General features: G+C 72.4%; 14 protein-coding genes. 6 read left to right on the top strand and 8 right to left on the bottom strand.

Annotation, left to right across the window (positions count from 1 at the left end; translation table 11 throughout):
* Positions 1-77: 77 nt before the first annotated feature.
* A complete protein-coding gene (locus ACQPW6_RS10100) occupies positions 78-1,586 on the top strand; it encodes an MFS transporter (protein ID WP_433894482.1) in 1,509 nt (502 codons plus the stop codon).
* 70 nt (positions 1,587-1,656) lie between these two features.
* Here ACQPW6_RS10100 and ACQPW6_RS10105 read toward each other — a convergent pair whose 3' ends face one another.
* Positions 1,657-6,015, bottom strand: coding sequence for a carboxypeptidase regulatory-like domain-containing protein (locus ACQPW6_RS10105; protein ID WP_433889231.1), 4,359 nt, complete (start codon positions 6,013-6,015; stop codon positions 1,657-1,659).
* Positions 6,016-6,155: 140 nt separating this feature from the next.
* Here ACQPW6_RS10105 and ACQPW6_RS10110 point away from each other — a divergent pair, with 140 nt between their 5' ends.
* A complete protein-coding gene (locus tag ACQPW6_RS10110; protein ID WP_433889232.1) occupies positions 6,156-7,136 on the top strand; it encodes a helix-turn-helix domain-containing protein in 981 nt (326 codons plus the stop codon).
* A gap of 155 nt (positions 7,137-7,291) precedes the next feature.
* Here ACQPW6_RS10110 and ACQPW6_RS10115 read toward each other — a convergent pair whose 3' ends face one another.
* On the bottom strand, positions 7,292-8,674 hold the full coding sequence (locus ACQPW6_RS10115) for a glycine--tRNA ligase (RefSeq protein ID WP_433889233.1): 1,383 nt from the start codon (positions 8,672-8,674) through the stop codon (positions 7,292-7,294).
* 141 nt (positions 8,675-8,815) lie between these two features.
* Between ACQPW6_RS10115 and ACQPW6_RS10120 the strand changes: the two genes are divergently transcribed.
* The 4 genes from ACQPW6_RS10120 (at position 8,816) to ACQPW6_RS10135 (ending at position 12,097) form a co-directional block, all read left to right on the top strand.
* Positions 8,816-9,853 carry a metal ABC transporter substrate-binding protein gene (locus tag ACQPW6_RS10120; protein ID WP_433889234.1) on the top strand — a complete coding sequence of 346 codons (1,038 nt, stop codon included), beginning with the start codon at positions 8,816-8,818 and terminating at the stop codon, positions 9,851-9,853.
* An 11-nt stretch (positions 9,854-9,864) separates the two neighbouring features.
* On the top strand, positions 9,865-10,695 hold the full coding sequence (locus tag ACQPW6_RS10125) for a metal ABC transporter ATP-binding protein (RefSeq protein WP_433894483.1): 831 nt from the start codon (positions 9,865-9,867) through the stop codon (positions 10,693-10,695).
* The gene (locus tag ACQPW6_RS10130) at positions 10,695-11,585 is read left to right on the top strand and encodes a metal ABC transporter permease (RefSeq protein WP_433889235.1); all 891 of its coding nucleotides are present in this window, start codon (positions 10,695-10,697) and stop codon (positions 11,583-11,585) included. The genes ACQPW6_RS10125 and ACQPW6_RS10130 overlap by 1 nt, the downstream gene beginning before the upstream one ends.
* An 89-nt stretch (positions 11,586-11,674) precedes the next feature.
* The gene (locus ACQPW6_RS10135) at positions 11,675-12,097 is read left to right on the top strand and encodes a Fur family transcriptional regulator (protein WP_433889236.1); all 423 of its coding nucleotides are present in this window, start codon (positions 11,675-11,677) and stop codon (positions 12,095-12,097) included.
* A gap of 246 nt (positions 12,098-12,343) precedes the next feature.
* Here the strand turns inward: ACQPW6_RS10135 and ACQPW6_RS10140 are convergent, their stop codons facing one another.
* The 6 genes from ACQPW6_RS10140 to ACQPW6_RS10165 all read right to left on the bottom strand — a co-directional run bounded on the left by ACQPW6_RS10140 (position 12,344) and on the right by ACQPW6_RS10165 (position 19,186).
* Entirely contained in the window at positions 12,344-13,156 is an 813-nt protein-coding gene (locus ACQPW6_RS10140; RefSeq protein ID WP_433889237.1) for an isoprenyl transferase, read from the bottom strand.
* 58 nt (positions 13,157-13,214) lie between these two features.
* Positions 13,215-14,009, bottom strand: coding sequence for a DNA repair protein RecO (gene recO, locus ACQPW6_RS10145; protein ID WP_433889238.1), 795 nt, complete (start codon positions 14,007-14,009; stop codon positions 13,215-13,217).
* An 84-nt stretch (positions 14,010-14,093) separates the two neighbouring features.
* Positions 14,094-14,786 (bottom strand): response regulator, encoded by a 693-nt coding sequence (locus tag ACQPW6_RS10150; RefSeq protein WP_433889239.1) that lies wholly within the window; start codon positions 14,784-14,786, stop codon positions 14,094-14,096.
* Positions 14,783-16,009, bottom strand: coding sequence for a sensor histidine kinase (locus ACQPW6_RS10155; protein ID WP_433889240.1), 1,227 nt, complete (start codon positions 16,007-16,009; stop codon positions 14,783-14,785). The genes ACQPW6_RS10150 and ACQPW6_RS10155 overlap by 4 nt, the downstream gene beginning before the upstream one ends.
* A 139-nt stretch (positions 16,010-16,148) precedes the next feature.
* A complete protein-coding gene (locus ACQPW6_RS10160; RefSeq protein WP_433889241.1) occupies positions 16,149-18,239 on the bottom strand; it encodes an MMPL family transporter in 2,091 nt (696 codons plus the stop codon).
* Positions 18,240-18,439: 200 nt separating this feature from the next.
* Complete coding sequence (locus ACQPW6_RS10165; RefSeq protein ID WP_433889242.1) at positions 18,440-19,186, bottom strand: TerB family tellurite resistance protein; 747 nt, start codon at positions 19,184-19,186, stop codon at positions 18,440-18,442.
* Positions 19,187-19,440 lie beyond the last annotated feature (254 nt).

Consider the following 19,440-nt stretch of genomic DNA (forward strand, 5'->3'; position numbering starts at 1 on the left):
GTGCTTCCTATACCTGGATAAACGCTCTCTGGTACCACCCTGAGAACAGGTCCACCGTAGACCGTGTGACCGATCGAATGCAGATGACTTCGACATCCCGGGCCCAGGTGCTGCCCCGCGTGACCCGCATCGGCGCACCGGCCAGGACCCCGTCCTCCGATGCGTCCCCCGATTCGTCCACCCGGTCCCCCGCGCCTGCCGCGCCTCCCGGTCTCAGCGCCCTCGGGCTGCTCACCGTGCTGCTCGGCGCGGCGCTGCCGATGGTGGACTTCTTCATCGTCAACGTGGCGCTGCCCACCATCGACCGCGACCTGAACGCGGGACCCGCGGTTCTGGAGATGGTCGTGGCGGGCTACGGCGTCGCCTACGCCGTGCTGCTGGTGCTCGGCGGCCGGCTCGGCGACATGTTCGGCCGCCGCAACCTGTTCCTTTGGGGTCTCGGCCTGTTCGCCGCCACCTCGCTGGCCTGCGGTGTCGCGCCCAGCGCGTGGACGCTGGTGGCCGCCCGGGTCGCCCAGGGCGCGGCCTCCGCGCTGCTGCTGCCGCAGGCGCTCGCCACCATCCAGGCCGCCACCTCCGGCAGCTCCCGCGGCAAGGCGCTGAGCTACTACGGCGCGACCGCGGGCATCGCCAGCGTCGTCGGCCAGGTGCTCGGCGGCGTGCTGGTCTCGGCCGACCTGGCCGGCAGCGGCTGGCGGGCGATCTTCCTGGTGAACGTGCCGGTGGCCGCGGTGGCACTGGTGCTCGCGCTGCGCTCGGTGCCCGAGACCCGGTCACCGAACCCGGCGAAGATCGACCGGTCCGGCACCGTACTGCTCGCGGTGACGCTGATCACGCTGCTGCTGCCGCTGACCGAGGGCCGGGCGGCCGGCTGGCCGCTGTGGTCGTGGGTGCTGCTGGCCCTGTCGCCGTTCGCGGCGGCGGCCTTCGTGGCCGTGGAGCGGCGCGGCGAGCGCACCGGCGGCGACCCGCTGCTGCCGCCGTCGCTGGTGCGCATCCACAGCGTGCGCAGCGGCCTGCTGCTGATCCTGCCCTTCGGCCTCGGCTTCGGCGGGTTCATGTTCGTGCTCGCGGTGGCCATGCAGGACGGGCTGCACTTCGGCGCGCTGAAGGCGGGCGCCGCGCTGGCCCCGCTGTGCGCGGCCTTCTTCGCGGCCTCGCTGCTCGGCCCGCGGGCGGTGGCCAGGTTCGGCCGGAGCACGGTGACGGCCGGCTCGCTGATCCAGGGTGTCGGCCTGGTCGCGCTGGCGGCCACGTTCCACTGGGGCTGGCCCGACCTCGGCGTGTGGGCGCTGGCGCCCAGCATGGCGATCACCGGCTTCGGCCAGGGGTTCGTGCTGCCGGTGGTGTTCAGGATCGTGCTCAGCGAGGTGCCGGCCGAGCAGGCCGGGGTCGGCGGCGGCGCGATGGCCACCACCCAGCAGTCCAGCCTGGCGCTCGGCGTGGCGACGCTCGGCACGCTGTTCCTGACGCTCTCCAGTTCGGTGGGCGTGCAGGACGCGCTGGTGTGGACGCTGGCGGCGCAGCTCGCGGCGGTGGCCGCGACGGTGGCGCTGAGCCTGCGGCTGCCCCGCAAGGTGCTGTGAGCACCTGCTGAGCACGGCCGGCGGCGCCGCGCCGGGTGGTGGACACCCGGTCGCGGCGCCGCCGCCGGCGTCACCTGGCGCTGTGCATGTGCGCGGTCAGGTAGTCCTGCGTCTTGGCCACGGTGTAGGCACCGTTCTCGGCCAGGGCGAAGTTCACCGTCGTCGTCGCTCCCTTCTGGATGCGGGCGATCTTCATCAGCGGGGTGTAGCCGTCCTCCGCGGCGATGATCTGGAGCGGGTCGAACCCCTTGTTCAGCCACAGCTGGTAGGCGCCGTGGCCGTCGGTCTTCAGGGTGTACGTGGTCGGGCCGCACGTCCCGGTGCCGGCCGCGTACATGGTGCAGATCGCCACGGTGGCACCGGCGACGGGCGCGCCCGAGGTGTCGGAGACCGTTCCGGTGACCTTGCCCCAGGTCTTGGGCGGGGTGACGTTCATCGTCACCGCGACCGGCTGGGCGCTGCCGTACGGCGAGTCGGTGCCGACGACCAGTTCACCGCTGAACGTGCCGGGCTGCGAGACGGTCGCGGAGTCCGCGGTGACCTGCACGGTGACGGTCTGGCCGGGGGCCACGTCGAACTCCGTGCCGCTCTCCGACATCCAGCCCACGTCACCGCCGCACTGGTCGTACCCGGGAAGGTGCTCGACCACCGGGCTGACGCCGGCCGGGCCGTCGCCGCCCACCTTGTAGATGCCGCAGGCCGCGCCCCCGCGGTAGCCGGCGCTGTTGGAGTTGGGCAGCGGCGACCAGGTGTCGTTGTCCGGGTCGTAGGCGAAGCCCTGGTTGGTCACGTCGGTGCCGTTGTCGATGGCGCCGCCCAGGACCTCCAGCTTGCCGTTGGCGGTGGCGGACGCGGCTCCGTAGGCGTCCACGGGCAGGTCGGCCTTCCTCGTCCAGTCGCTGCCTCCGGGGCTGTAGGAGTAGGTGCTGGTCAGCGTGGTGCTGCCGGAGCCGCCCGCGCACACCACGGCCGCGTCGACGCCGCCGCAGGCCACGAAGGCGACCGGGGTCGGGTAGTCGGGGGCCGCGGTCCAGGAGTTGCTTCCCGGGTCGTAGCCGGCGACGGCGGAGGTGGAGCTGCAGGTGACGCCGTCGGTGCAGCCGCCGATGACGTAGAGCTTGCCGTCGGCCACCGCGCTGCCGGCCCCCGCGGCGCCGGACGGCAGGTCGGCCATCCGCGCCCAGGTGTCGGTGTCGGGGTGGTAGGCGTAGACGTGCGTGCTGGCCTGGCTGTAGTCGTCGAAGCCGCCGGCGACGTAGAGCGTGTCGCCGATGAATCCCGCGGAGGACGCCTCCAGCCGCTCGGGCATCCTGGCGATCGGGCTCCACGCCTGGGTGGCCGGGTCGTAGACGTTGGCGTCCTGGAGCGAGTAGTTGCCGTCGAAGCCGCCGGCCACGTAGATCTTCCCGCCGTGCTCGGCGACCACGGCGTCCTGTACGGGCTCCGGGTAGTCGGCGGTGCCGGTCCACGGGCCGGCCGCCGGGGCGGTCGCCGGGCGGAGCACCGGGCCGTCCTTGGGCGTCGCGGTCGCGCGGGGTGCGGCGGTGCTGGTCGCGGCCCTGGTCACCATGACCGGCGCGCCCGAGGCGTCGGCGGCCCCGGCCGTGGTGCCCATGGCGCCGAACCCCGCGTCCTCCTCACTGAGGCTGACGTGCACCGGGGCGGTGCCGTCGTTGCCGAAGGTCACGGTCTTGGACTTGGCCGCGCCGAGCACCTGGCTCGTCGAGACGCTCTGCTGGGCGACGGTGACACGGCCCGCGTCGAGCTTGAAGTTCTTGCGGGTGACGGAGTCGGCGGGCACCTTGACGGTCGCCTTGGCCGCTGTGTACCGGCCGTCGGTGGCGGAGAACCCGGTGCTGCCGGTGTGCGAGCTGAACAGCCAGTAGTAGCCGTCGCCCAGGCCGGTGTCGTCCGGGGTGGCGGTCGTCGCGCCCGACTCCGTCGCGCTGGTGTCGCTGGTGACCTCGGCGCCGATCAGCGGAGCGCCGGTGTTGGCGTCGGTCACGGTGCCGGCCACCAGGGCGCCGGTCTGCGGGGCGCAGGTACGGGTGCCGACGAGCACGTTGTCGAGGTTCCAGCTGCGGCTCCAGCTGCCGGTGTAGTGGAAGCGCACCCGCACGTCGGACTCGCCGGCGGCCTGCGGGATCGGGAGGTCGACGTGCTTGATGACGCCGCCCGCGGGATTCCAGACGGTGGACCAGGTCGTGCCGCCGTCCAGGCTGAGGTCGACGTTGGCGTGCGAGCCGTCGGGGAAGGAGATGTACTCGGTGTCGAAGCCGATCTCGGGGTTGTCCTTGCCGGTCAGGTCGACCGCCGGGGAGACCAGCGAGGTGTCCTGCTCGCCGCCCTCGCCGTAGTTCTCGGAGTTGACGTTGGCGAAGAACTCGTCACCGCCGGGGGGTGTCAGCCAGCTGCCGGGGTTGTCGAAGTCCCAGGTCTGGCCGTTCCCGACGGCGTCGGTGATGGTCCAGCCGTCCTGCGCGTCCTTGCCGGACCAGTTGGTGAACGCCTCGGTGGTGCCCTCCTGCTGGTAGGCGTAGCCGGGCGCGGTGCAGGTGCTCGTGTCCACCTTGAGCGCGACGTTCCGCGTCACGTCGGAGCCGGCCAGCGACACGGTGGCGTCCTGGTCGGTGTAGCCGGTCAGGTCGGCGGAGGCGATGTGCAGCTGGTAGTCGGCGTCCGCGGGCAGGCTCACGGAGTAGTGGCCGGTGTACGGGTCGGAGTAGACCGGGCCGTTCGGGTAGCCGTCGACGGTGATCTTCGCCCGCATCGCCCAGCCGTGGCCGGACCCGTCGCTGACGGTGCCGGAGACGGTGTGCAGCGGCAGCGCGGTCAGCGCGAAGTCCTCGGTCACGGTGGTGTCGGCGGTGACGGCGATCCCGGTGGCGCTCTTGTCCTGGTAGCCGTACTTGGTGGTGGTCAGGGCGTAGCTGCCGGGCGTCAGCACCAGGTCGTAGCCGCCGTCGGCGGCGGTGACGGCGGTGCGGCCGCCGTCCTGGGCGGTCACCTTGACCCCGGCGACCGGCTTGCCGGTGCCGGCGGCGGTCACCTTGCCCTTGATGTCACCGTGCGGGCCGGTGGTCAGCGCGCCCACGCCGTTCGGCGTGCCGAGGCCGGTCGGGGCGTCCCAGCCGGGGCCGGCGTGGCACAGCTCGGCCGGGGTGCACGAGCCGTTGGCGCCCGAGGTGATGTCGTTCAGGTCGCTCGCCCGGGCCGGGTCGTCGTACGGGTAGGACGCCGGGTCGGTGCCCGCGACGGGGGTACCGGCCAGCGCGTACATCGAGGTGACCAGCGGGGCGGACAGGCTGGTGCCGCCAACGACACCCCAGCCGCCGCCGTGCTCGCCGTAGGTGTCGTAGACCGCGAGGCCGGTGTCGAGGTCGGCGTCGGCGGATATGTCGGTGGCGGCGCGGGTGGCGCAGGCCGTGATGCCGCTCTGCCAGGCCGGCTTGGTGACGTCCTGCGAGCAGCCGCTGCCGCCGTAGCTCCACGCCGACTCCGTCCAGCCGCGGCTGGTGCCCGGTGCCTTGTTCAGCGAGGTGCCGCCGACGGAGACCACGTACTTCGACGTGGACGGGTAGATCACGCCGGCCGCGTAGGCGTTGTCACCGCTGGAGGCGGCGTAGACGACACCGGGGTGGTCGAAGACCTGCTCGTCCTGGCTGTTCTCGGTGCCGTCCTCGCCGCTGCCCCAGCTCATCGAGATGTACTTCGCGCCCAGCGTGCGGGCGGTCTCGACGGAGGTGGGCAGGCTCTGGGCGGCGATGATGTCGTCGTTCGCCTCGACCAGCATGATGTGGCAGGCCGGGCAGGCAGCTGACACCGCGTCGAGGTCGAGCGAGGTCTCACCGACCCAGTCGTCGCCGGGCGGCGGCGGCTGCGGGTAGGTGGTGCTGCCGTCCTGGGCCACCTTGCGGAAGCAGCCGTTCGCCGTGGTGCAGTCCGGCAGCCCGTACTGGGCGCGGTAGACGGCGAGGTCGGACTCGGCGTTGGGGTCGTCGTAGGCGTCGACGACCGCGACGGTCGGCGCCGAGGTGGCGGCCGGCAGGTCGTAGGCGGACTGGATGTCACCGGGCCCGTATCCGGCCGGAGTCGCGCCCGGCGTCAGCGCCTTGGCCTCCACGACGTCGGTGCGCTTGAGCGCGAAGCAGGTGTACCTGCCCGGGTCGGACGGCTGGCAGGCCGGCGCGGCGCCGGGAGCCTGCGAGCCCTTCGTGGTGGGCGACTTGGGTTTCGCGGCCGGGGTCTTGGCCTTGGATGTCGGGGTCTTGGCCTTCGGGGTCGTGGACGTGACGGTGTGCGGTGTGGTGGGGGACGCGGGCTGCGGCGGTGCCGCCCGGGCGGTACCCGCGACGGAGAGGGACAGGACCGAGAGGACGACTCCGTTGACCAGCAGGGTGATGAGTCTGCGCAGTGCGGTGTTCTTCATCGATTTCTCCCCAGACAGGCTCGCCGGGTCGGGGTGGCCCGCGGCCTGTGGTAAGACGCTGGCGTAGTAGTGCCAGCACTCACAAGTGCCCTATGACTTCGGGTACACGACAGCTGTCGTAAAAATGCCAGGGAGTTTTCATGTGGGAAACCGTCGGTATACCGGAAACCGAGGCACGTGTGTACGAGGCGCTCATACCGCTGGGACACTGCAGTGCCGACGTCCTGTCAGGCCGGGTCAACTTCACGACATCCAGGACGACTCGGGCGCTGACGAACCTGATCCAGCGCGGCCTGGTGACCCGGATGCCCGGCCGTCCCGCGCAGTACTCGGCGCTGGAGCCGTCACTGGCCGGCTCGGTGCTGATCGCCAGGCGCGAGCACGAACTGCGGCAGCTCCAGCAGCACTTGAACAAGCTGGACGAGGCTTTTCAGGCCGAGACGGCCGGGCAGCACCCGGCCGAGCACATCGAGGTGGTCAAGGGCGCCCCGAAGATCTGGCGGACCTTCGTCCGGGTGCAGCGCTGCGCGCAGCGCGAGGTCCGGGCGTTCGACAAGCCGCCGTACTTCGTCGCGATCGGGGAGCACGGCGACGAGGGCCCCAACCTGGAGGAGCGGCGCTTCCTTTCGGCCGGCACCGTCGGCTACCGGGTCGTCTACGACCAGGAGTCGGTGGCCATTCCCGGCCGGCTGGAGAACATCTGGGAGGGGATACGCAGCGGGGAACGGGCCCGGGTCGGCACCTCGCTGCCGACCAAGCTCGTGCTGTGCGACGACAGCATGGCGATCATGAGCTCGCCCGCCGACTACCACAGCGGCGTGGCCTACCTGATCCGCCCGTCGTCGCTCCTGGACATGATCACGGCGCTCTTCGAAGCGGTCTGGGACCGCTCGGTGCCGCTCAGCAGGCAGGGAACCGCCGAGAGCCAGGCGTCGATGAACCCGCTCGACCGGCAGTTACTCGGTCTGCTCGCCAGCGGCGCGACCGACGCGGTGATCGCCCGCACCTTCGGCTGGAGCATCCGCACCGTGCAACGGCACATCCACGAGCTCATGCAGCAGGTGGGGGCGCGGACCCGGTTCCAGATCGGCATGGAGGCGGTGCGCCGCGACTGGCTGTGACGGGGGCTTCGGCGGGACCGGCTGTGACGGTGCCTCGCGGGGACCGGTTGTGACGGGTGCCCGGCCGGCGGCCCGGGAGCCGTCGGCCGCGGGACGGCCCGGATGGTGTTCCGGGCCGCCCGGCGCGCTTGCCGTGCGTACGGGTGGGGCCGGGGTCAGCAGCCCAGCAGCCGGCTGCCGAGGTAGCCCTCGACCTGGTCCAGCGACACCCGCTCCTGCTTCATCGTGTCCCGCTCGCGGACCGTCACCGCGTTGTCCTCAAGGGTGTCGAAGTCGACCGTGACGCAGAACGGCGTGCCGATCTCGTCCTGCCGCCGGTAGCGGCGGCCGATCGCGCCCGCGTCGTCGAACTCGATGTTCCAGTTCTGCCGCAGCGCGGTGGCCAGGCCCTTCGCCTTCGGCGACAGCTGCGGGTTGCGGGACAGCGGCAGCACCGCCACCTTGACCGGGGCCAGCCTCGGGTCGAGCCGCATCACGGTGCGCTTCTCCATGACGCCCTTGGCGTTGGGCGCCTCGTCCTCGACATACGCGTCGAGCATGAACGCCAGCATCGCCCGGTTGACGCCCGCCGCGGGCTCGATCACGTAGGGGAACCAGCGCTCGCCGGCCTCCTGGTCGAAGTACGACAGGTCCTGGCCGGAGGCCTTGGAGTGCGAGGACAGGTCGTAGTCCGTGCGGTTGGCGATGCCCTCCAGCTCGCTGAACTCCTGGCCGCCGAAGTTGAAGCGGTACTCGATGTCGACGGTGCGGGTCGAGTAGTGCGAGCGCTTCTCCTTGGGGTGCTCAAGCCAGCGCATGTTCTCCTCACGCAGGCCGAGGCCGGTGTACCAGTTCCAGCGCTCCTGCATCCAGTACTCGTGCCACTTCTCGTCCTCGCCGGGCTTGACGAAGAACTCCATCTCCATCTGCTCGAACTCGCGGGTGCGGAAGATGAAGTTGCCGGGTGTGATCTCGTTGCGGAACGACTTGCCCGTCTGGGCGATGCCGAACGGCGGCTTGCGCCGCGCGGTGGTCTGCACCTGGGCGAAGTTGATGAAGATGCCCTGCGCGGTCTCCGGGCGCAGGTACGCCGCCGAGCCGGCGTCCTGGGTCGGGCCGAGGTGGGTCTGCAGCATGCCGGAGAACTGCTTGGGCTCGGTGAAGGCGCCCTTGGTGCCGCAGTGCGGGCAGTTGATGTCGGCCAGGCCGTTGGCCGGCGGCCGGCCGTGCTTGGCCTCGTACGCCTCCTCCAGGTGGTCGGCGCGGTAGCGCTTGTGACAGGAGGTGCACTCGGTGAGCGGGTCGGAGAAGGTGGCGACGTGGCCCGAGGCGACCCACACCTCGGGGGCGAGGATCACCGACGAGTCGAGTCCCACCACGTCCTCACGGGAGGTCACCATCGCCCGCCACCACTGGCGCTTGATGTTCTCCTTGAGCTCCACGCCCAGCGGTCCGTAGTCCCAGGCGGCACGCGAACCGCCGTAGATCTCGCTGCTCGGGAAAACGAAGCCACGGCGCTTGCTCAGGCTGACGATGGTGTCGATCTTGTCGGCGGCCACGGTGCTCTCTTCAGTACGACGAGGGGGTCAGTCCACCCAGATTACCGGCGGGTGCGGTCCGCATATCAAATCCGTTCTCGCGCTGGAAGGCACCAGCGGCAGAATTGACAATCGTTTCCACTTCAGATGAAAATGACTGTCATGAACAGAAGTCGCCCCGGCCGCGTCCGCCGCCGTCCGATTCCCGCCGCGGCGGGCCGCGCGGCGGTCACCGCGGTCACCGCGGCCGTCGCCGGAGCCGCGGTGCTCGGGCTGCTGGCGCTGACCGGCTGCTCGGGCACGGCCTCGGGCGCCGACCCGGCCGACGGCAAGGGCAGCGGGCGGCTGAAGGTCACCGCGTCGTTCTATCCGCTGGAGTTCCTGGTCACCCGGATCGGCGGCGCCCAGGTGGCGGTCACCGACCTCACCAAGCCCGGCGTGGAACCGCACGACCTGGAGCTCGCGCCCCGCCAGATAGCCGCGCTCAGCAGGGCCGACGTGGTGGTCTCGCTGCACGGCCTGCAACCCGCCGTGGACGACGCGATCAAGCAGGCCGGCGTCAAGCACCAGGTGGACGCGGCGAAGCTGGCCACGACGGAGGACCACGGCACCGAGGTCGACGGCCGGCACCACACCACCGGCAGCAACGGCAGCGGCGGAGGGGGCGACGACGCCGGCGCCGACCCGCACATCTGGCTCGACCCGGTGCGCTACGCGCAGGTCGCCAAGGGCGTCGGCAAGGCACTCGAAGCGGCCGACCCGGCGCACGCCGCCGCCTTCCGCCGCAACACCGACACGCTGGTCGGCCGGCTGAACGACCTGGACGCGCGCTTCAGGGACGGCCTGCGCGGCCGTACGAGTGACACCTTCATCACCACGCACGCCGCCTTCGGCTATCTCGCCGAGCGGTACGGGCTGGTCGAGGAGGCGATCAACGGCATCGACCCGGAGAGCGAGCCCAGCGCGGCCCGGATGAGGTCGCTGCAGGACCTGGCCCGGAGCAAGGGGGTGACCACGGTGTTCTTCGAGACGCTGGTCAGCGACAAGACGGCCAAGACGGTGGCCGGCGACCTGCACCTGCGGACGGACGTGCTCGATCCGATCGAGGGCATCACCGACAAGTCCAAGGGCACCGACTACTTCCAGGTGCAGCAGGCCAACCTCGCCGCGCTCCGGACCGCGCTGGGGGTGCCGCGATGAGCGCCCCCGCCATGGAGAACGGGACGGCCGAGGCAAACGGGACGGCCGCGGCGAACGGCACGGCCGAGGCGCTGGTGAGCCTGCGCGGCGCCACCGTCTCGCTGGGCTCCCGTCCGGTGCTGCACGGCATCGACCTCACCGTCCGGCGCGGCGAGGTGGTCGCGCTGCTCGGCGCGAACGGCTCGGGCAAGTCGACGGCGGTCCGTACGGCGGTCGGCCAGGTGCGGCTGTCGGCCGGCCGGTGGGAGCTGTTCGGCACGCCCGGCGCCCGGTTCAAGGACTGGGCGCGGATCGGCTACGTGCCGCAGCGCACCACGGCGGCCGGCGGGGTGCCGGCGACCGTACGTGAGGTGGTGTCGTCCGGGCGGCTGGCGCGGACCGGGCTGCGGCTGCCGCGGCGGGCCGACCGGGCGGCCGTGCGGCACGCGCTCGACCTGGTCGGGATGGCCGACCGGGCCGGCGACTCGGTGGACGCCCTGTCCGGCGGCCAGCACCAGCGGGTGCTGATCGCCCGCGCGCTGGCCGGCGAGCCGGAGCTGCTGATCATGGACGAGCCGATGGCGGGCGTCGACCTGGCCAGCCGGCGGATCCTGGCCGAGACCTTGCGCGGGCAGGTCGCGGCGGGCGGCACGGTGCTGCTGGTACTGCACGAACTCGGGCCGCTGGAACCGCTGATCGACCGGGCGGTGGTGCTGCGGGACGGCCGGGTGGTGCACGAGAGCGCGCCGCCGTCCGGGGATCTGCCGGTCGCACACGACCACGTCCACCCGCACGCGGTGGAACCTCCGGTGGCGCCGTACGGGGCGGCTGCCGGGACGTCGGGAACGGGGCCGGTGAGCTGATGGACATCCTCGACTACGCCTTCATGCAGCGGGCGCTGCTGGCCGCACTGCTGGTCGGCGTCACCGCGCCGGCGGTCGGCATCTTCCTGGTGCAGCGCCGGCAGGCGATCATGGGCGACGGCATCGGGCACGTGGCACTGACCGGGGTCGCGCTCGGCTTCCTGCTCCAGGTCAGCCCGGTGTGGATGGCGGTCGCGGTCTCGGCGGCGGGCGCGATCGGCATGGAGCTGATCCGCTCCTACGGGCGGGCGCGCGGCGACATCGCGCTCGCCATGCTGTTCTACGGCGGCATGGCCGGCGGCGTGATGATCATCTACCTGGCGCCGAACGGCTCCAACGCCAACCTGACCTCGTACCTGTTCGGCTCGATCAGCACGGTCTCGCCGCAGGACATCCCGCCGATGGTGGGGCTCGCGGTCTTCGTCCTGCTGGTCGTGCTCGGGCTGCGCCGGCAGCTGTTCGCGGTCTGCCAGGACGAGGAGTTCGCCCGGGTCAGCGGGCTGCCGGTACGGGCGCTGAACCTGCTGCTCGCGGTGACCGCGGCCGTCACCGTCACGGTGGCGATGCGGGCGGTGGGGCTGCTGCTGGTCAGCGCGCTGATGGTGATCCCGGTGGCCGCGGCCCAGCAGGTCACCAGGGGCTTCGCGTGGACGCTGGCGGTGTCGGTGGCCATCGGGGTGGTGGTGTCGCTGTCCGGCACGGTGTTCTCGTACTACGTGGACGTGCCGCCCGGGTCGAGCATCGTGCTCGCCTCGATGGCGGTCTTCCTGCTGTTCGCGGCGCTCGCGGCGCCGCTGGCGGCGAAACGGGCCCGGCGGGCGGCGGCCGCCGCCGCCTCCGAGGTGGAGCTTCCGGTGCAGCCGGCCGCCGAGGCGGTGCCGGCCCGGTGAGCTGCGGCAGCAGCCGGTTCGCGGCGCCGGGAGGGCCCGGACTGGCACAATGGGGGCCGTCCGGCGTATCGACCGAGAAGGAGGCACCGGTGAGCACCGCCAATCACCCCGTGCGCGGCCGTTCGACCCGGCAGCGGGCGGCCGTGTCGGCCGCTCTGGAAGAGGTCGAGGAATTCCGCAGCGCGCAGGACCTGTACGACCTGCTCAAGCACCGGGGCGACTCGGTGGGGCTGACGACGGTCTACCGCACGCTCCAGTCGCTCGCGGTGGCCGGCGAGATCGATGTGCTCCGCACGGGTGACGGGGAGTCGGTCTACCGCCGCTGCTCGGGCGGCGGCCACCACCACCATCTCGTCTGCCGCGTGTGCGGCAAGGCGGTCGAGGTGGAGGGCCCCGCCGTCGAGAAGTGGGCGGAGGCGGTGGCCTCCGAGCACGGTTTCGTGGACGTGGCCCACACGATGGAGATCTTCGGCACCTGCGCGGACTGTGCTCCCCCGCCTCCGGCGCGGTAACCCCACTGCCCCGGCTTCCCTTCACCCCTACGCAGGTGTCGCGCCCCGGCAGGTTTCGCGCCCCGGCGCGAGCAGGCGAGGTGTCCCGGCATCACCAGGGGCGCGGGGAACTGCGCGACAAGCCCCCACCGGCCGGGCGTCCGGCAACTGCCGGACGTGGCTAGGCGGTCGGCCGCCTGCGGGCACGCTCCGGCTGAGCGCGCCGTTCCCCGCGCCCCTGACGGGGCGCACCCCCCGCCGGGGGAACTAGTGGCTCGGCGGCTCGGGAGGCGCGGAGCCGAAGCGGCGGTCGCGGTGGGCGTATTCCAGGCAGGCCCGCCACAGGTCGCGGCGGTCGAAATCCGGCCACAGGACGTCCTGGAAAACCATCTCCGCGTAACTGCTCTGCCAGATCAGGTAGTTCGACGTGCGCTGCTCGCCGCTCGGGCGCAGGAAGACGTCCACGTCGGGCATGTCGGGGTAGTACAGGTACTTCGCGAACGTCTTCTCGTTGACCTTCGACGGGTCCAGCCGCCCCGCCGCCACGTCCTTGGCGAGCGCCTGCGCCGCGTCGGCGATCTCGGCCCGGCCGCCGTAGTTGACGCAGAAGTACAGGGTCATCGCGTCGTTGTCGACGGTCTTCTCCTGCGCCACCTGGAGCTCCTGGACCACCGACTTCCACATCTTCGGCATCCGGCCGACCCAGCGGATCCTGATGCCGAGCTCGTTCATCTCGTCCCGGCGCCGCCTGATCACGTCCCGGTTGAAGTTCATCAGGAAGCGCACCTCGTCCGGCGACCGCTTCCAGTTCTCCGTCGAGAAGGCGTAGAGCGACAGGTTCTTGACGCCGATCTCCAGGCAGCCCTTGAGCACGTCCAGGACGACTCCCTCGCCCACCTTGTGCCCCTCGGTGCGCGGCAGCCCGCGCTCCTTGGCCCAGCGGCCGTTGCCGTCCATCACCACAGCGACGTGCTTGGGCACCAGCTCGCTGGGGATCTTCGGAGGCCGCGCGCCCGAGGGGTGCGGGTCCGGTGTCCGGTACGTCTTCCGCGAACGGGCCAGAATCCCGTGACGTGCCATGCTCGTACTTCTCCTCAGAACCTCGGAACTCAGGGCCGAACCGCTCGGTGCCCGCATCTCACAGGTCGGCCGCGTGCTCTGCCTGCTTCTCCTGCTGCTTCTCCTGCTGCCGCTCGACGAACCGCAGCGAGCGCAGCCCACGCTCCAGGTGCCACTGGAGGTAGGCCGCGACCAGGCCGCTGCCCTCCCGGCAGTGCCGCGACTCGCAGGCGTCCGCGGTCTCCCAGTCGCCGCCGAGCAGCGCGCCGAGCAGCGCCAGCGACTCCCGCGAGGGTACGACGCTTCCCGGCACCCGGCAGTCGGCGCAGACCACACCGCCCGCGCCGACCGAGAAGAACCGGTTCGGCCCGGGCATCCCGCACTTCGCGCAGTCGTCGAAGCTCGGCGCGTAGCCGTTGACCGCGAGCGAGCGCAGCAGGAACGCGTCGAGCACCAGCCGCGGGTCGTGCTCGCCGCCCGCCAGCGTACGCAGCGCGCCCACCAGCAGCAGGTACTGCTGGACGGCGGGCTCCCCCTCGTGGTCGGTGAACCGCTCGGCGGTCTCCAGCATCGCGGTGCCGGCGGTGTAGCGGTCGTAGTCGGCGACGATCGGGCCGCCGTAGGGCGCGATCGTCTCGCCCTGGGTGCACAGCGGCAGCCCGCGGCCGACCAGTTCCCCGCCGCGGACGAAGAACTGCACGTCGACATGGCTGAACGGCTCGAAGCGCGCGCCGAACTTCGACTTCGTCCTGCGCACTCCCCTGGCCACCGCCCTGACCCGGCCGTGCCGCCGGGTGAGCAGCGTGATGATCCGGTCCGCCTCACCCAGCTTCTGGGTGCGCAGCACGATGCCGTCGTCGCGGAACAGACTCATGTGGCCCATTCTCGCGTACGCCGGGGCCCGGCCGGAGCCGGACCGGCCCACCGGCCCGGGTACACGGCCTGCCGCGGCCCGCGCTCAGCGGTCGGCGCCCGGCGCCACCAGGCCGGACTCGTAGGCGGCTATCACCAGTTGGGCCCGGTCGCGGACGCCGAGCTTGCCCATGATCCGACTCACATGGGTCTTGGCGGTGAGCGGGCTCAGGCCGAGCGCCTCGCCGGTCTCCGCGTTGTTCAGGCCGCGGGCGACCAGCGTGAGCACCTGCCGCTCCCGCTCGGAGAGCCCGGCGAGCCTGGCCGGGGCGGGCGCGCTGACCTGCGGCCGGTCCGGCAGCCGCAGCACCCGGGCGATCAGCCGGGCGGTGGGTCCCGGCGACAGCAGCGAGTCGCCCGCGGCCACCGTACGGATCGCGTCGAGCAGGTCGGCGGGCCTGGTGTCCTTGACCATGAAGCCGGACGCTCCGGCCCGCAGCGCGGCCACCACGTGCTCGTCGTCGTCATAGGTGGACAGCACCAGGATCCGGACGCCGGCCAGGTCGTCGTCCGCCGCGATCCGCCGGGTGGCCTCGATGCCGTCCATCCCGGGCATCCGGATGTCCATCACGATCACATCGGCCCGCTCGCTGCGGGCCAGCTGGAGCGCCTCTCCGCCGTTGCCGGCCTGGCCGACCACCGCCATGTCCTTCGCGGACTCGACCAGCATCGCGAACGCGGCCCTGACCAGCGTCTGGTCGTCGGCGAGCAGCACCCGGATGGGCTCGGCACCCGTCATCTGTGATCCCCCTGGTGTTCCACGGTGAACGGCAGCTCGGCGGTGACCGCGAACCCGCGGCCGTCGCCGCGCGGCCCCGCGACCAGGGTGCCACCGACGCTGCGGGCCCGCTCGCGCATCCCCACGATGCCGAACCCCTCCGGGCGCCCGGCGGCCGGGGCCCTGACCGCCTTGGCGCCGTCGTCCTCGATCAGCAGCTCCAGCGCGGTGTCGCGGTGGCAGACGCTGACCCGTACCCGCGGCTCGGCCGTGCCGGCGTGCCGCACCGCGTTGGTCAGCGACTCCTGGACGATCCGGTAGGCGGCCGCGCCGACCGCCGGCGGCACCGGGGCGCCGCCGGCGTCCAACGTCAGCTCGACCCGGGCGCCGGCCGCCTCCGCGGCCTTGGTCAGCGCCGGTATGCCGGCCAGGTCGGGCAGCGGCCCGTCGCCGTCGGCGCGCAGCACCCGCAGCGTGGTGCGCAGTTCGGCGCGGGCCTCCCGGCAGGTGTCGCCGATGGTGTCGAGCGCCGCGGCCACGGCGGTGCGGTCGAGGCGCTCGGGGTCGGCCAGCAGGATGTGCGCGGCGACCGAGGTCTGCACCCCGATCAGGGTGATCGAGTGGGCGAGCAGGTCGTGCAGGTCGCGGGCGATCCGCAGCCGCTCCTCCGCGACCCGGCGGCCGGCCTCCTCCTCGCGGGTGCGCTCGGCCCGCTCGGCGCGCTCCACGATCGCGGCCACGTAGTTGCGGTGCATCCGCACCACCTCGCCGGCCACCGCGACCGCCACGATCCAGCCGCCGCTCTGCAGCATGTCCTTGCCGGCGTCCGGCTTGCCGATGGTGGACATCACCCCGGCCATGGTGATCACCACCGTCGGCACCACCAGGAACGTCCTGGTCGGCGGCCCGGCCACGGCCAGCGCGTACAGCGCCACCATGCTGGACAGGATCGGCGCCGGCTGGATGTACTCCAGGTAGTGGTAGGGCGCCACGAAGGCGACCATCCCCAGCAGGCACCACATCGGCGCCCGCCGCCGCCAGACCAGCACCAGGGCGCTGCCGGTCAGCAGCAGCCAGCCCCACAGGTCCGGGCGGTGGCTGCCGACTCCTTCCGGCAGCATCACCGCCTGCGCGGCCTCGAACCCGAACACCACCACCGCCAGGCCCACGTCGGTGAGCGAGACCCGGGTGACACGGATCGCGGGCAGGACGGGTGCGCGCCGGAGTGCGAGGCTGAGGGACACCTCTCCATCCTCCGTGATCGGCGGCCGGCCGGGCACCGAGTTGTCGTGGACTTGTCGCGCAGCGGACCCTTCGGTCCGCCCGGCAACGGTCGCCATCGCTGCCGCCCTCCTGCTCGCGGTTCGGGTTCCCATCGGGTGGTCAGCCCGGCTGCCGGGCGAGTTCGGGCTCGGCAGGCTGCCGCGCCTGCGGGCCGGCTCCGCCGGGGTCGCGCGGCCACCAGACCCGGTTGCCGATCAGGGTGGTGGCGGCCGGCACCAGGAAGGTCCGCACCACGAAGGTGTCGAGCAGCACGCCCAGCGCGATCACCAGCCCCATCTCGACCATCATCACCAGCGGCAGCGAGGCCAGCACCGTGAAGGTCGCGGCCAGCACGATCCCGGCGGACGCGATGACCCCGCCGGTGGACTCCAGCGCGTTGACCGCCGACCGGCGCGGGTCGGCGCCGTGCCCCGCCTCCTCGCGCATCCGGTGCATCAGGAAGATCCCGTAGTCCACACCGAGGGCGACCAGGAAGACGAAGCTGAGCAGCGGCAGCCCGGGGTCCATGCCGTGCAGGCCGAGCACCGGGCCGAAGATCAGCCCGCCGATGCCGAGCGCGGCGGCCCACACCGCGACCATGGCGGCGGTCAGCAGCAGCGGCGCTATCAGGCTGCGCAGCAGCGCGGCGAGCAGCAGGAAGACCGCGCCGAGCACCAGCGGGATGACCAGGTCCTGGTCTCTGGAGGAGGTGCTCGCGGTGTCCATCCGCTGCGCGCTCACTCCGCCGACCAGCCCGTGGTCGGGCGCGGTGACCGTGCGCAGCAGGCGGATCGTGCCGCGCTCCCCCGCCGTGTCGGGCGCGGCCGACGGGTAGACGGAGATCTCCGTCCAGCCGTGGCCGGTGCGGCCGGGATCGACGCCGACCACGCCCGCGGTGTCCTTGACGGTGTTCTCCGTGCGGCCGGCCGCGGCCGTGGGCACGACCACGGTGATCGCCTGGGTGCTGCGGGACGGGAACGCCCGGTGCAGCGCCTGGTCGGCGGCGACCGACTCGGGCTTCTTGGTGAACGTGTCGTCCTGCCGCAGCGCGCCCGGCAGGTTGCCGATGCCCAGCGCGAGCGCGCCGACCGCGGCGGCCGAGGCGACCAGCACCACCACCGGCCTGCGCACCACCGTGGCGCCGATCCGCCGGTACATCCCGCGGCCCACCCGTGACGGGCTGCCCAGCGCCGGGATCAGCGGCCAGAACACCCGGCGGCCGAGCAGCACCAGCACCGCCGGCAGCAGCGTCGTCATCACGGCCAGCGAGCAGACGATGCCGACCGCGCCGACCGGGCCGAGGCCCCGGCTGCTGTTGAGGTCGGCGGCCAGCAGGCACAGCAGCCCGGCCACCACCGTGGCCGCCGAGGTGAGGACCGCCGGGCCGACCTTGCGCAGCGCGGCCCGCATCGCGTCGTACGGCTCCGGGCAGCGCCGCAACTCCTCCCGGTAGCGGGAGATCAGCAGCAGCGCGTAGTCGGTGCCCGCGCCGAAGATCAGTACCGTCATCACCGACGAGCTCATGTCGGACACCGTCAGCCCGAAGCCCTTGATCAGGCCGTAGACGATCGCCATCGCGGTGCCCGCGGCCACGCCGACGGCGGCCAGCGGCACCAGCCACAGGAACGGGCTGCGGTAGGTGAGGATCAGCAGCAGCGCGACCACGGCGCCGGTGGACAGCAGCAGGGTGCCGTCGATGCTGCCGAAGACCTCCTTGGCGTCGGCGTCCGCGCTGCCGGTGCCGCCGAGCCGGACCCGCAGCCCGTCGGGCAGGTCCTTGGCGAGCATCGCCCGGACGTCCTTGACGACGACCTCCGGCTTGCCGTCCCGCTCGGCGATGGAGACCGGCACCATCACCGTCCCGCCGTCCTTGGCGGTGACGGCGGCGGGCGCGGGGCCGACCAGGTCGTAGGCGGCGTCCACGGCCGCGGTCTGCTGCTTGACCGCGGCCCGGTCGGCCGCGGTGAGGCCGCCGGCCCGGTCGTAGACCATGATCAGGTCGGTGGCGCCGCCGCCCGGCATCGCCTGCTGGATCTTGGCGACCTGGGTGGACTGGGCGCTGGCCGGGAGGTAGTCCACGGCGTCGTCATGCTTGACCCCGCCCAGCTTGCCGGCGAACAGCGCCGACACGGCCAGGATCACCACCCAGAAGCCGATCACCGCCCATGGCAGCGCTCGATGTCTGGAGGTCACGGTTCGCTCGGCCCGCATCGGGGCCTCCCCTCGGAAGTTCGCCGGTTTCACGGAAACCAGCTTTTCGTCCGAGCGTTCGGGCCGCGTCAGGCCGCAGGCCGATCATGGGGATACTCCGCAGGTCTGCGGGACGACTCGCTACTCCCGGCGGTGTAGTCCCGCGGTGACGGAGACCATGACCACAGGGTGATTTGTCACTTTAGTACCAGGGTTGGCGCTCAGTGCGAGGTCGCCGCGGCCGCCGTCAGCAGCCGCTCGATGTCGTCGGTGTTCAGCGACAGGCAGCGGCCGACCGCCTCCAGCACCTCGCGCTCGGCGGGCAGGTACGGCCCGTCCGCCAGCGCGATGTGCGCGCCCTGGAGCAGCACCCGCTCGCGGCCCTGCGGGGCGAGGTGGTCGGCGAGCGGTTCCAGAGCCTCGTGCAGCTCGATGGACAGCCAGCTCCCGCAGCCGTCCACGTCGTCGGCGGCGAAGGAGTCCGGGCCCAGCTCGGCCGCGCCGGACGCGGCACCGGCCGCCGGCGAGGACGTCGGCCCGGTGTAGCGGCCCTCGTCGGCGACGATCGCGGCCAGCAGGCCGAGCAGTTGGTCCTCGGTGCAGTCGCTGAAACCGGCGGAGCGCACCGCGCCGACGGCCGCGTCACGGGCCGGCCGCCCGCTGGAGCCGCCGGCGGTGAGCACCGCGAGCGCGATCGTGTGCACCGCGTCCCGCAGCATCGCGGAGAACCGGGTGGTGGTGGGCCGCAGCAGCGCCTCGGGCCCGAACTGCTCGTGGCAGGCGGTGCATTCCACGACGGTGCCGGCCGGGCCGCGGGTGAGCAGCGGCACGTTGAGCACGGTCAGCCTGCGGGTGCCGGTTCTGCGCTGGTAGCCGCGGTCGCCGCCGCAGCCGGGGCAGTAGAACTCACCGTCGTCCTCGGTGTGCCAGGCCGTTCGCACACCCCAGATACACAGCCCCAGCTTCATCACGCTGCACCCTCCGGCCGTCTTCGTCCCGGTACGTACCCGCATCGGCTCGTACGCGCAGGAAGACGCGCCCGGCAACGGTGCCGTACTGCCGTGATGTTAGCCACATCAGCGAGGCCGAGTCAGTACCGCGTACGGGGGCAATTCACCACGGCCTTGCGCCGGCCGGCCGCCGGAAGCGGTATCGGCCCTGCTCGAAGGGGGTGTCGGGGGCGAATCCGGGCCGACATCCGGCCGGGATCAGGTCACGCGAT

It is taken from the genome of Streptomyces sp. CA-111067, from assembly GCF_050956065.1.
Lineage (GTDB): Bacteria > Actinomycetota > Actinomycetes > Streptomycetales > Streptomycetaceae > Actinacidiphila.